The organism is Spirosoma validum, from assembly GCF_014699035.1.
Classification (GTDB): domain Bacteria; phylum Bacteroidota; class Bacteroidia; order Cytophagales; family Spirosomataceae; genus Spirosoma; species Spirosoma validum.
Window position 1 is genome coordinate 40,630 of sequence record NZ_JACXAA010000003.1, and the last position, 14,148, is coordinate 54,777.

Here is a 14,148-nt window from a genome sequence, read left to right on the forward strand (position 1 = left end):
TTTTCATGGATAATTTTATGGTGAAGTGGTTTTGGATGGTCCCGGTTCGGTGGTGTCAGGTTTTCGAGCCTGACACCACCGAACCGGGACCATCCAAAACCACTAAAAATTAACTCACTTTTTTGGAGTCCGGAATATACGTAATGGTCCTTTGTTTGCCGATACGACAATAAGTCGATTCGCACCGTTGGTTAACCCAACCATACTTTTGCAGTCGCCATCGGCCAGAAAACCGCTTTTCGGAAAAAGTAAGGGCTGGAAGTTTCCTTTACCGTCGCCTTTCAACACCAGACCCGTCAGCGCATCGTACTGCCCGGCTACTGATTCCGCATCGTAGGCATTACCAACGGCCAGTACGTCCAGGTGACCGTCGTGATCAATGTCCTCGACCAGCAAGCTTTGAATCGGTGACCACTGAGCCAGAGAAGGTAGCGGTTTCAGGCGAAAACTACCTCCTGTATTTTCGAGTAAGATGCTCTGCTGCTGGCAAGCCTGGAGAACCGAACTGGATTTTTGCTTGTCGGGCGGTAATAGGTCGGCGAGTGTGGCTTTGGCGTAGAGCGCATAATTCGTGAATTGCTTTTTTATAACCGGCAACTGACGGCCTAACTCATCGCGGGAAGCAATGGGATACTCAACACCCTGCAAATAATACGTAGTGATGGCATCCAGCCGACCGTTACCATCATAATCACCCGCGTACACCCGCATCGGCTGGCTGGGCGATACGTGGTAGCGACTGTTCAATCCCATGTTGCCAATCACAAAATCAGGGTCGCCGTCGTGGTCAAAATCACCGGAACGAATGCAGTTCCAGAAGCCTTCCGAACCCTTCAGCGCATCTAACGCCAAACGTTCCAGTCGCCCTTTGTTATTTTTAAATACCATAATCGGCATCATTTCGCCAACCGCTAATAGATCCGGCCACGAATCGCGGTCGATGTCAGTCCATACAGCGTCCGTCACCATGCCAACGTTACGTAGCGCGGGTGCTACGTTATCCGTTACGTCCGTAAAGCGACCCTGATCATTTTTGAGTAAATAGCTGTCACCGGGCATTGGGTATTGCAGCGCCCGGAGCCGCCCACCCCGAAACAGATCGAGGTCGCCATCTTTGTCAAAATCGATTGCTGCGACGCACGAACCGCTGTGCCGGATGGGAGGCAGTCGGTCGGTAGCGTTTGTGAATTTTCCGGTTCCGTTGTTGAGATACAGCCGATCCTGGTAATATTCAGAGCCATCGTAGTATTCATTCGAGCCGCTTACAATGTAGAGATCGTTATCACCATCGCCGTCCGCATCGAACAAGAGCGCGCCGACATCTTCTTCGTCTTTCGGCTGGGATTCGTCGATATATGATTTCTCGATGAACCGACCCGTTGTAGTTTGTAAAAGCAGTTTTCCGTAATGTCGAAACGCGCCACCTACAAACAAATCCTCCAATCCATCGCCATTAACATCGCCAGCGGCCAGTTTGGGACCTTGTTGGGAAAGCTTGTGCGGCAACAGCGGTTCCTGATTATAATCCAGATACGATTCTTCCCGATGCGTAAAGTCAATACCGGACGAACGCGTTACGTCAGTCAGTAGAGTAGGTTGTACTTTTTTTGGCTGTATCTGAATGCGCTGCGCCTGTTTGTAGTTCAGCGTTACGAGACGGTCAATTGGGAGATTTTTCTGCGTCTGCGATTTACCGTCTGGCCAAGTGATACGTAGTGAATCAATCCGATTGGCCGAGCCTAGTCCGAAGTGAATAACGTAATCGCTGGACGATTGATAGCCCCGTGTAACGGCCTGATGATACGTTTGCATTACCCCCTGACTATATAACGTTACGTCGGATCCCAGTCCGAACGGATTGGTTTGAGAACCCTCTAGTTTTACCTGCAAATAGTGGGTGTTTGCTACGTTATTTTGCAGAATATACGCGTCCTGATTGATGTTGTTGACAATCAAATCCAGATCACCATCCCGGTCGAGGTCGGCGTAGGCAGAGCCATTTGACAGAGACGGTTCCGAACCAAACCAGTTGGCCGTAACATCATCGAACGTCAGGTCGTGGCGATTGCGAAAAAAGCGGTTTGGCTTTGTAATACTGGCCATTTTCGACGCGCCCTGCCGTAAGTACTGATTAACTTCTTCCGGCGTCCGGCCACCCGCCTGCGCGAACTGGTCGTTGAACGACACAAAATCCAAATCGGTAATATCACGCAGGTAACCGTTGGTGATGAACAGATCGCGCCAGCCGTCATTGTCCAGGTCGGCCAGCAACGGTGACCAACTCCAGTCGGTAGCCGATACGCCCGCCAACTGGCCAATTTCCGAAAAAACCATGCGTCCGTCGGGCGCTTTGCCGCCGTTCACCTGCAACATATTTCGCATGAACTGGGGATGATAGCCCTGGCTCAGAATACTTTCGAACTGCTGGTAATTGGCCGGTCCCGCCATTTTCTTGCGCTGCTCATTATCCGCAGGCAGCATATCGGCCACCACAACGTCCATCAACCCGTCGTTGTTGATGTCGGCGGCATCGCAACCCATCGAAAACTGGCTGTGGTGCTTGAAATACGTTTTACTGACTTCGTTGAATGTACCGTCGTGGTTGTTGACGTACAGAAAATCATTTGCCAGAAAATCGTTCGCTACGTAGATATCTTCCCAGCCATCCTGGTTGAAATCCGACACGGTGAGCCCCAGTCCGAATCCGTCGTGCAGAATACCCGCCGACTTCGTTACGTCGGTGAAGTGCGGCCCGGCAGCATCCGAATCGTTGCGAAACAGTTTGTCGTTTGCCAAACCGGAGCCGTCGGCAATAACGGGCGTTACCTGATTGGGGTTACGGATCAGATTCGTACTGGTCAATAAATAAACGTCCAGATCGCCATCCTTGTCGTAGTCGAAAAAGGTAGCCTGATTGGTGTAGCTGGTGTCGGCCAGACCGTAGCGTTCGGCGCTCTCCTCAAAGTGCAAATTTCCTTTGTTGATGTAGAGCTGATTTTTTCGGCGATGGCCCGGATAATTTCCTGATTTGCAAACGTAAATATCTAATAGTCCATCAGCGTTGACGTCGGCCATTGTTACGCCCGTCGACCAGCCGCCTTTTTTAAGACCCGCCGTTTCGGTAACGTCCTCGAACTGCGGATGACCCGAACCGGGGTTGGTTTTATTCAGAAACAGCCGATCACCAACTTGGTTGCCGGTGAAATACAGATCGGGCAAATTGTCGTTGTTCAGATCGCCGACGGCAACCCCACCGCCGTTGTATACGTAGTAATAGTCAACCAGGTTAAACGTATCGTTTTCGGTAACGGTATTCTGGAAATAAACGCCCGATTCGGCAGCTGATAAGGTGGTAAAGAGTGTCTTTGGTTTCTGTTCGCAGGCGAGTAAACTTCCCAGAACCAACAGCAATACGACGTACTTCATACGGGGAAAGGTCGCGAAAAAACGGGAATCAAAAAAGGGCCTGACTAAGCCCTTTTTTGATTTTCTGCTCTTACTTCCACGCATCGACCTGGGTCACGTTGGTGTTCCCCTGCAACTCCTTCAACGGCAGCGGAAGTACATAATCCCGCGCTTTGAGGGTTCGGCCAACGGCGTATTTAGTGATGTAATGCTTGATGTGATCGCCCAAATAATCCGGCGTTCCACCGAATTTACTTTTTCGGCGCAATTCGGGATACATCACTTGCTCGAACACAAACTCCTGCTCGCGTTCTTTAATGATCGCATCACGTAACGCCGACTGGCTCAGGCCGCTCAGCGCAGGCAAACCAGCCCGGGCACGCACTTTGTTGATGCTCACGAATTTGTCACCTGTATTGCTTTCGTTACAGGCTTCGGAGTGGCCAAGCAATACGTCGGCTAACCGCAGATAGATGGTATTTTTCTCGGTGTTGTTGTAGTTGATACCCAATTCTACCAGTTTACCAGCCCACGCTTTGCCAAAAATCATTTGCGCCGGATCGTTCGGATTGGCATCGGTTTTCACGATTCCCCCAAAACGTGAGAGGTTAAAGTCCGCTGTTGGACTCCACTTCACTGTGGGATATTGCCCATTGATTTTCCCGAATCGTCCGGTTGGATATGACTCAATGAACGTAGCGTCGATGCGTTTGTCTTTGCTGTCGTACGACGCTCGGAATTCCTGCGTAGCACTTAGCCAGCTCCAGCCCGCACCGCCCAGTTCGCTGGGGTAATCTTCCGGATTGAAGTGCGCCGAATGCACCGCCCATTCGTTGGCATTGGCCCCCGCCGACACCTGCCCTTCGAAGAGTCGTTCGCCCTGGTTTTCGTGCGCTAAGTCGAAGTTATACCCAAAATTATCGTACAACTGAAGCCCGCTGGTGTTGATGATTTCTTCACCCGTAGTCTTTGCATCGGCCCATTTCTCATCCCACAACTGGGCTTTCATAAGAATCGCTTTGGCGGCCCATTTCGTCGCACGGCCTGCATCAGCGCCCGTATACGAAGCCGGCAGTACGTCAGCAGCGGCTTTAGCATCGGCGTAAATCTGATCGATGACGGCCCGTTTGCCACCCGTATTGGTGGGTAGTTCGCTGATCCCTTTGGTCGACTTTATGGTGAGCGGAGGGTTATCGAAATACATCAGCAGTCCGTAGTAATAGAACGCCCGCAGAAATTGCGACTCGGCTTTCAATCGCTTGATTAGGGCATCATTGGCCGGGTCTTTCAGAGCATCGGCGATTTCAATTACCGCATTGGCCCGGTTGATCGACCGGTAACTGATTTGCCAGTAAGCCTCGATGTATTCATCGGCATTGCTGACGTTGCCCAGATTGTATTGGAGGGGTCCTTTTTCCCAGCCGATCTGGTCGCCGGTTAAGCATTCAAATACGTAGCGGTCGTAGAAATAGCCGGAGTAGCCAGAGTTCAAGTCGTCGTAAATGCCGTTAACGCCCAGCTTCAGTTCATTGGCCGACTTATAAAACGTATCGGGATTGATAAAGTCGGGGTTTTCTTTGAGGTCCGAACAACCAACACCCACGGCCATGATAGCCAGTACGGTCAGGTATTTCATTCGGGAGGATATATGCAGATTCATGTGTCGTTGAAATTGAAGGTTTACGAGTTAGAAGCCAAGATTTAGACCGATTGTAGTCATGCGCGCCCGTGGGTACGCATCGTAATCGTCGCCCCGGTTGAGGTTGTTCTGGCCACCATTGTTCACTTCAGGATCGAAGCCTTTATACTTGGTGATCAGGAACAGATTCTGGCCGCTGACGTATACCCGCGCATTGCGGATGAACTTGCTTTGAACAGGCAGCGTGTAGCCCAGCGATACGTTCTGTAGCCGGACAAACGACCCATCTTCGATAAAGAACGACGATCGACGGAACGAGATGAAATCCCGGCGACCATCGATAACCGGACGGCTGGCTCCCGTATTGGTTGGCGTCCACGAATCGGTCAGGATGTTGCCCACCTGATTGATTTTCTGCACACCGTCGCCCATTTCCGATTGTTGCAGATTGCGAACCTGATTGCCCTGAACACCCCGGAAGAAAATGGCAAAGTCGAAGTTTTTGAACTTGACGGTCGAGTTCAGTCCCCAGGTGAATTTCGGGTTTGGGTTGCCCAGGATTACGTAATCGTCGGCGGTGTATTTTCCGTCGCCGTTGGTGTCCTGATATTTCGGATACCCGGCTTTGGCGGCAAAGCTTTTCCCTTCTTCGTCGCTCTGGAACAGCCCGGTGTACTTGTAGCCTTTCCAGGTCCCGATTGGATTGCTTGCTTCGACCCAGCTTCCGAAGATACCCAGGTGACCGCTGGGGCTGCTGGCGAAGAATGGCGTGCTTTTACCCAGGTCAGTGATTTCGTTCCGCAAGATCGACAGGTTGCCGCTAACGTCCCATTTGAAATCCTTGTTGTTCACAATTTTGTAATTCGTCGAGAACTCAAACCCTTTGTTGGTGAGCGAGCCGGAGTTGAGCATTATGGTGCTAAAACCCGTGCTTTGCGGAATCGATACGTCGAGCAGCAGGTCGGTGGTTTTGTTGCTGAACACGTCGAACGTCATCGACAGGCGGTTGCTCAGAAAGGCGAGGTCTAATCCTATGTTAGTCATAGCGGTACTTTCCCATTTCAGGTCAGGGTTAGCGATCCGGTTAGGTCCATACCCAGCCACCAGTCCACCGCCAAGTACGTAGTTGTAGGGCACCAGACCGCTCAACGAGCGATACACCGGAATCTGCGAGTTACCCGTCAATCCGTAGCTGGCCCGGAATTTGAAATCGTTGAAGACTTTGCTTAAGCCTGAGTTCTGGAAGAATTTCTCGTTGACAACCCGCCAGCCGATAGCCCCCGACGGGAACGTAGCCCACTTGTTGTTTGGCCCGAATTTCGACGAACCATCGCGCCGGAACGTAACGGTCAGCAGGTAGCGGTCGAGCAGGTTATAGTTGACCCGTCCCAGCATTGATTGCAGTGACCAGTCCAGTCGGCCCGAGTTTGGAATCTGCGGTTTGCTACCGTTCTGCATGTTTACCGACAACGGGTCGTCGGAGGGCAAATCACGCGTGGCAGCCGAGGTGAACAGGTTGCTTTCCTGCTGATATGTATAGCCCAGCGTTACGTCCAGGTTATGTCCCGGCGCTACCTGTTTGTTGTACGTCAGGATATTTTCATTCAGAATACTGCTCACGTTCCGGTTCGCTTTTTCCAGCTGACGATTGTACTGACGACCGGTGTAAGTTGAGTTATTGTAATACGTAGTCCGCTCGGCCGTTACGATGTCGGCGCCGATGCTGGTACGGAATTTCAGCCCATCCAGAATATTGAACGTCAGCGCCGTTGTCCCGAACAGGCGATTGGTGTTGTCGCGGTCGTAACCTTCCATCGCTTCGGCCAGTGGGTTGATGTTAAAGCGCTGATCATAGCTTGGATAGTTATACGCACCGTTCTGGTCGTAAATGGCGACGGTTGGATCAAGACCCAGGGCCGTAATGACGATCCCACCCGGACCGCCCCGGTCGGTTGCTACGTTGCTGCTGCCCGTTCGGTTAAACGACCAGCTATTGCTCAGCGTCGCGCGACCATTCAGGAAATCGTTATCGAGGTTCAGTCGGAAACCGTAACGTTTGAAAAACGTATTCTTAATAATTCCTTTGTTATCGAGGTAGTTACCGACGACGGCGTAGCGCATCCCTTTATTGCCGCCCGTAAACGAAAGCTGGTGGCTCGACAGCCCCCCCGTCTGCGTAACGGCGTCCATCCAGTTCGTGCCCTGGCCAATCTGGCTGATTTGAGCATCGGTAAAACGAGGACTTCCTCCCTGACTTTTCTCCAGCAAATTCAGGTAACGAGCGTAATCGCCACCGTTCAGTACGTCGATGTTGCGGGCAATGGTCTGGGCTGAATAAGACCCTTCATAATCCACCCGGCTCTGTCCTTCTTTTCCCCGCCGGGTCGTAATCAGTACAACCCCGTTGGAGCCCCGTGAACCGTAAATCGACGTAGCGGAGGCATCTTTCAGAATTTCAATCGACTCAATTTCGTTAGGGTTGATGGTTGCCATGGCGTTGCTGGCCTGACGGTTTCCCGACGTACCGATCGCGCCGTTGTCAGGGTAGACCGGAAACCCATCGATGACGTACAACGGCTCACTACCACTGTTGATCGAGTTGGCCCCGCGCACCCGAATCGAAATACCACCGCCCGGAGCTGCTGAACTTTGCGTAACCTGCACACCCGGCGCCCGCGCCTGAATCGCCTGATCGACCGAAACAACCGGCATTTCCTTGATGGCGTCGGATTTGATCGTTGATACCGAGCCCGTCAGATCACTTTTCCGGACCGTTCCGTAACCGACTACTACAATTTCTTCCAGACTGCGCGTGTCAGGAACAAGTTTCACCGTAAAGTCGGTCCGGCTGCCAACTGTAGCTTCCTGCGTTACGTAGCCGACGTAGCTAAATACCAGCGTTTCGTTGCCGGCTGCGTTGATGCGAAACGTACCCGACGCATCCGTTGACGTTCCCCGGGTAGTGCCTTTGACCGAAATCGTGACACCCGGAATCCCTTCGTTCTGTTCGCTCACTACCTTGCCGGAAATTGGGGTCTGGGCAAACGAAGTGAGTGACAGGAACACCAGCAAACAGATTAGTTGCAGGCACCGTATAAAGTCGTGCATAATGTTAGAGAAGTTAAAGGTTTGGTTTAAAGCGAGAATAAATGCGAATCAAACGATGTGATCGGACTGCTAAAGTGCAAAACTTTATTCACTAAAGTCTATTCTTACAAATATGGACGTAGTAATCCCCTAAATCAATAGAGAGAATTTTGATAAAGATGGATGATCTGATGACTTTTTAATGAGAAACGAAGGTTCCTTCCAATTCTTCCAGCGTTTTTCCCTTTGTCTCCCGCACATTGCGTTGCACAAACCAGAAGCCGACCAGACAAATACCGGCATACAGCCAGAAAGGGCCATACGTACCGAGCTGCTCGGCCAGAATCGGAAATGTGAAGACCAGCACAAAATAGGCCGCCCACAACGCCAGAATCGCAATCGATGAAGCCATTCCCCGAATCCGGTTCGGGAAAATCTCGGAAATCAGGACCCACGTAATCGGCGCCAGCGACGTAGCGTAGACGCTAATGGCCAGCAGGACAAATACGGAAAGCAGTCCCGAAGACGCGCTGTTTTTGAGCAATAACGCGATCACTACGTAGAGGACGGACAAGCCCAGTGTACCGACCAGCATCAGCGGTTTACGGCCCAGTTTATCCACCTGCCACATCGCCACCAGCGTAAATAACAGGTTGACGACGCCGATAGCCACCGTTTCGAACAATTGCCGGTTCAGGCTGGCCCCCACCGTTTCGAAAATGGTTGACGTATAGTTGAACACGACGTTGATGCCGCACAGTTGCTGCAATACGGCCAGACCAATACCGACCAGAACCGCAGGACGCACATTTTTTTCAAACAACGTTGCAAAGGAAGGTTTCTCCGTTTGTGCCATCGACTGCTGAACCGCCGTAACGGTACGTTCCACGAAAGCTTCTCCGCCAATACGCTGTAAAATCGCTTCTCCCTCGGCGATACGACCCGTCTGAACCAGCCAGCGGGGACTTTCGGGGAGCCAGATTACGCCCACCAAAAAGCCTAATGAGGGCACCGCGCCCAGCCCGAACATCCATCGCCAGGCATCGGGTCCACTATCCGCTAGACCGTAATTGACCAGATTGGTAATGAGAATTCCGATCACAATCGTCAGTTGATTGATGGATACGTTGCGGCCCCGTACTTCGGCGGGTGAAATCTCGGCAATGTACAGGGGGCTCAGTGTCGAGGCCATTCCCACGCCAATACCGGCGATAAAACGCATGACAATAAACCCAGTCAGTCCAGTCGAAAAGGCCATTCCCAGTGAAGACAACGCAAAAATCAAAGCTGCCAGCATTAACCCCGGCCGTCGACCGTAGCGGTCGGCCAGATTGCCCGCCAGCACACAACCGACCATGCATCCCAGCGCCAACGAACCTGTGAGAAACCCTTCCCACCAGGCGTTCAAACCAAAATACGTTCGCAGGAAAGGCAGGGCACCCGAGATGACGGCAAAGTCGAATCCAAACAGGTAACCGCCCAACGCCGAGATAAAAGCAATGCCGAATACGTAACGCGCGTTGAGGTCTGTTTTTTTCATACGGGTAGAAGTTAAATGATTCGTGTTTCTTTAGAAAAAGGCTTGCGGATACCGATAATTCAGTCGTTTGCAGGCATGAATACCTAGACAAAATGACGGTATGCTTAAGAAAAAAGAAGGCTTTGCCGGGCAACGCAGCTGCGTATTACCGGCAGAACTAACGAAACAGATCGCCGTTCACCCCCTGTGCGAAAACCTGTACATCACCGATATTGGCTATTATCCAAAAGCTGTTTTTCACGACCGGGAACGGCGTAAGGGCAGTCCGCAGCACATCCTTATCTATTGCATTAAAGGCGAAGGCTGGTACTACCTGAATGACCGAAAGCATACTGTTAAACCCAATCAGGCGTTTATTCTTCCGGCCGATGCCGCCCATCGATACGGTACCGACGTTCAAAATCCCTGGACAATTTACTGGCTGCATTTTACGGGTTCGCGCGCGCATCATTTTCTGCAATTTTTACAACCGGACGCCGATTCATCCCCCATCACGGTGTCGCCCCAACCCGAACGGTTTCAGCTCTTCGACGATATTCTGTCCCACGTTGAAATGTCGTTCAACATGGATAATATTGTTTATGCCAACAGCAGTCTGGCCCGCTTTTTGGCAACGTTCAACAATGCGGTGTATAATCCCAGTCGAATCACGCAGGTCGAGGACGACCCCATCAGCCGGACCATTACGTTCATGCGGGAAAACCTGAGCCGAACGCTGAGTCTGGAAGAACTGGCCGAAATCGCAGGCATGTCGGCTTCCCATTACTCGGCGGTTTTTCGGGCGAAGGTTCAAAGTGCTCCCATTAACTTTTTCACATTTTTGAAAATTCAGGAGGCTTGCCGACTCCTCGAAAACACCCGACTACGTATCAAAGAGGTCGCTTACCAGATCGGCTACAGCGACCCCTATCATTTCAGCCGGGTGTTCGCCAATGTGATGGGCGTTTCGCCACGCGACTTCCGGAAACTCCGAAAAGTTTAACCGGCTACTTCCTGCGCCATCAGAAACGCGACCATGTTCCGATGCAAAGCCGCTCCCTGATGGTTGTTGTCCAGACGGAGTACGGTATCAAACTGCGTGATTGCCTCAGCGGTATGACCGTTGCCGAGTCCCAGATTCCCGAGCGCCATCAGGTAGTAGCAGTGAATGCGATTGCGTTCGTTCAGGTCAGCATCGAAGACCAGCATATCGGGTAGCGAAACCGCAAAATAATCGATCCGGATTACGTCGTTCAAATGGGTTTCTCCGTAGTGAATCAGCCTGTTGAACAACGTTTCAGCGCGTTTGTATTGCCCCAGTTTTTTCCAGGCCAGACCCTGATAGAAGAGTTTATCGGGTTGCTGGTCGTTGTAAAAAACAGCTTGCCCGAGCGTATCTACGCCGATTGTTGCCTTTTCGTAGTAAGACTCAGCTGTTTGCGGCTGGGCTAAAGCGTCGTAGGCTAACCCTTTCAGGTAAAAAATGTCGGACTCCTGTACACCATAGAGTTTGCCTTCGCCCAGATTCTCAGGATACGTTTCGGCAGCGGTCAGCAGCGCGAGAGCCTCCGTGGGATTTCCGTCGTTCAACGCCTGTTTGGCCAGTTCAATATAGGTAATCAGGTATTGATGAACCACTTTCCCCTCACCCCCTTCCCAGGGATGAAACTGACGGGCGGCCAGCAATTGACGAGCTGTTTGATAATCGCCCAACTGATTGTACAATGTCACTCGTTCTAAATACAGATCGTCCCGGTGTTCGGTAACGGAAAGGTATGTTTCCAGCCGGGCCAGCCGTTCGGTATGGGGGTAATTCAGCTTTTTGTACAACTGATCCAGTTCCATCAGTACCCGCGCGTCGCTGGTATCCAGTGCAAACGCTTTCTCCATCGCCGTTAGCGCTTTGACTGACTGCTGAAGCTTATTCTGATACGCTAGTGACAAATTCCGGAAAACGGTCGGGAATGTATCGTCCAGTATCGCCGACTGTTCCCAGGCCTCGATCGCTTCCGTATACTGCCGATTGGCGTACCAGAAATTACCCAGAAAATACCAGGTATGCGCCTGATTGATAGCCTGACCATCAGTCTTTTGTGTAACAGCCCACTGGAGTACGCTTAGCTCTTCCAGGCGGTTGGGAAACACAAAGTCCGGGCTGGCATCCGTCGCTTTTTGAATGTATTCGTTGCTACGTTCACGCTTGCCTAATTGGGCGTGGAAAAAGGCCAGGAAATAATAGACCATCGGATAAACAGCCGACTCGTCCGACATCGATTCCAATAGCAATTGAATCGCTTCGTCGTAAAGCCCGGCCTGACTGTAATCCAGCGCATATTCCAGGTAGTTATGGACGTAGTGCCGCATCAGGTGATTGAGGCTGGCCAACGTATCGGTGGCCGTTATCGAGGCACTGGTTTGTTCAATAAGCACCTTTTCGAACAGACAGCCAAAATGAAACCGGTCAATCACTAACGTATCGTCAATGAGCCGCAACGCTTCCTCTGTTCGGCCGGTCTTACGCAGTAGCGCGACCTTCAGATGCCGTGCCGACTGACCGTGCCAGTTTCGGGCCAGTGACTTATCCACCAGTTCGAGCGCCTGCGCATAGTTTTTTCGTCGGGTAGCAATACGGGCCAGTTCAAGAAAACTGGTATCCTGCCAGGCGGCATTCCAGGTCGCTTTGAAAAACGCGTCGAACGCTTCGTCGTAGCGGCCTAATTTCGATAGGCACAGTCCCAGGTTGTAATACGGTTCGCCGTCGTATGGATTTGGGTTGCGGGCAATCAGCGTTTGAATGGCTTGCTGGAAATGAGGTTCTGCTTTGGCAAACTGACCGTGCTTAACATACCAGAGTCCCAGCGCATTGTTACAGCGAACATCCTTCGGATCGCGACGTAGCGCTTCTTCGTAGTAGTCGGTAGGCGAATACGTAGCGTGGCGATACTGCTCAATGTGCAAACCAGTCAGATACAATTGCTCGTTGTTTTCTACCTCAGCCGGGTCCTTAGCCGCCAGCGCCGGTTCGGGAATGGGTTTCTCGTCGGCAACATCCGGCTGATACGCGACCAGTTCGACCCCTTCGGCCGTCGTTGTGCTTACCCGCATGGCGGTTGGTTTCGCGACGGTCAATGATAGTGTGTGCTGAAAAGGCTGCTCCGGCGAAAGGTCAACTCGTTGCTCGAAAATCACCTGATTGTTATCGGTCAGGCGCACACTGGCCCCGGCATATATAGCCGTTGTATAGACGCTGATCGTTACGTCGGTTTCGCTAATTTCCAGATTGACAGCCGCTTCCTTCGTGGCATTTTTGACCAGACCGATTTCGCTATATGGCATGAAGTACTGCACAAAGCTGCGTTCTTCGTTCGGCATGATCCACGAAAAATCGGGCTGATTATCGGTAAAGACACCCGTCATCAGCTCAATGTAAGGCCCGTCTTCGTCGGTCAGGTTACGATCCCAGGCATACCCGAATTCACCGTTGCCCCAAGTCCATTGTTTCTTGCCGGGCGATAAGTGATGGCTGGCTACGTGTAACACCCCGCCCTGTGTATCGTGTTCGTAACCGCCAATGAAATCGTACTTCGACGCGACGGCCATGTACGAGGTCGGCACGGGAATGTTTTTGTAGCCGGAAATGTCCGTGCCCGGCGAGTAATCAACCTTGTAATATGTTCCTTTGGCAATCGGAAACGACGACACATCCCGTCGGCCATGATCGAAAACGGCGTGGACATCGGGCGGGAAAACTGACTGGTACCGGTCGTTTACTTTGACGGCCGGATTGGTCCACCACAGGAATGTCTGCGGCACCTTGGTTCGGTTATAGAGCACGCCATGCACTTCGAGGTACGCTTTGTCGGGATACAGCCTGAATCCGGCCATGCCCTTCGTACTGAACATCCGTTCTACTTCGCTCACCCAAATCGTTTTGGAGCCGTCGGGGTGGGCTTCGGTCGTGTAATCGATGGCTTCGAACGTACTGGGCCGGTGGTGTTGCGGCCAGTTGAACTCAATGCCGCCCGAAATCCACGGCCCCGTCAGCCCAACGAGTGCGGGCTTGATGACCTGGTTATAATAGATGAAATGACGATTTTTGATTTTATCGTACGCCATCTGAATCCGGCCGCCCAACTCGGGTAAGACCATGATTTTCAGGTACTGGTTTTCGAGAAAAACCGCTTGGTACGTTTTATCTTCTTTATGGTCGTCAATCTTCTCGATAACGGCGTTCGGATAGACGACTCCGCTGCTGCCCTGATACACCCGTTTTTCCAGAAACATCGGGTTTTTCTCGGGCGCTCCGACGCCATACGTAGGAATGGTTACCTGTTCTTCCCAGACATTTACTTCCTGCAGGGCCATAGATGATTTATCGTAAAAAGGTGGTTGATCCTAATAGGGCGTGGTGTCCGATTCTCAAATCGGACAGGTGAGGACGGTTCGCCGTTGCGATTCTCAAAACCGAACGACACGAGGTTTTGAGAATCGCAACGGC

The 14,148-nt window shown here is 51.8% G+C and carries 6 protein-coding genes; 1 reads left to right on the forward strand and 5 read right to left on the reverse strand.

The window, feature by feature from the left end; translation table 11 throughout:
• Positions 1-114: 114 nt before the first annotated feature.
• The 4 genes from IC230_RS08955 to IC230_RS08970 form a co-directional block, all read right to left on the reverse strand.
• Positions 115-3,426, reverse strand: coding sequence for a VCBS repeat-containing protein (locus tag IC230_RS08955; protein WP_191038662.1), 3,312 nt, complete (start codon positions 3,424-3,426; stop codon positions 115-117).
• Between the two features lie 70 nt (positions 3,427-3,496).
• Positions 3,497-5,065: a RagB/SusD family nutrient uptake outer membrane protein gene (locus tag IC230_RS08960; RefSeq protein ID WP_191038663.1), complete on the reverse strand. Its 1,569-nt coding sequence runs from the start codon at positions 5,063-5,065 to the stop codon at positions 3,497-3,499.
• Between the two features lie 27 nt (positions 5,066-5,092).
• Positions 5,093-8,152 (reverse strand): SusC/RagA family TonB-linked outer membrane protein, encoded by a 3,060-nt coding sequence (locus IC230_RS08965; protein ID WP_191038664.1) that lies wholly within the window; start codon positions 8,150-8,152, stop codon positions 5,093-5,095.
• 178 nt (positions 8,153-8,330) lie between these two features.
• The gene (locus tag IC230_RS08970; RefSeq protein WP_191038665.1) at positions 8,331-9,671 is read right to left on the reverse strand and encodes a sugar porter family MFS transporter; all 1,341 of its coding nucleotides are present in this window, start codon (positions 9,669-9,671) and stop codon (positions 8,331-8,333) included.
• A gap of 100 nt (positions 9,672-9,771) precedes the next feature.
• Here IC230_RS08970 and IC230_RS08975 point away from each other — a divergent pair, with 100 nt between their 5' ends.
• Entirely contained in the window at positions 9,772-10,653 is an 882-nt protein-coding gene (locus tag IC230_RS08975) for an AraC family transcriptional regulator (protein WP_191038666.1), read from the forward strand.
• Here IC230_RS08975 and IC230_RS08980 read toward each other — a convergent pair.
• Positions 10,650-14,015 (reverse strand): DUF5107 domain-containing protein, encoded by a 3,366-nt coding sequence (locus IC230_RS08980; protein ID WP_191038667.1) that lies wholly within the window; start codon positions 14,013-14,015, stop codon positions 10,650-10,652. The genes IC230_RS08975 and IC230_RS08980 overlap by 4 nt on opposite strands.
• Positions 14,016-14,148 lie beyond the last annotated feature (133 nt).

What these genes read in the sequence shown, in the direction of transcription:
- IC230_RS08975 (WP_191038666.1), top strand. Translation starts at nt 9,772, where the DNA reads ATGCTTAAGAAAAAAGAAGGCTTTGCCGGGCAACGCAGCTGCGTATTA.
- IC230_RS08970 (WP_191038665.1), bottom strand. Translation starts at nt 9,671, where the DNA reads ATGAAAAAAACAGACCTCAACGCGCGTTACGTATTCGGCATTGCTTTT.
- IC230_RS08980 (WP_191038667.1), bottom strand. Translation starts at nt 14,015, where the DNA reads ATGGCCCTGCAGGAAGTAAATGTCTGGGAAGAACAGGTAACCATTCCT.
- IC230_RS08955 (WP_191038662.1), bottom strand. Translation starts at nt 3,426, where the DNA reads ATGAAGTACGTCGTATTGCTGTTGGTTCTGGGAAGTTTACTCGCCTGC.
- IC230_RS08965 (WP_191038664.1), bottom strand. Translation starts at nt 8,152, where the DNA reads ATGCACGACTTTATACGGTGCCTGCAACTAATCTGTTTGCTGGTGTTC.
- IC230_RS08960 (WP_191038663.1), bottom strand. Translation starts at nt 5,065, where the DNA reads ATGAATCTGCATATATCCTCCCGAATGAAATACCTGACCGTACTGGCT.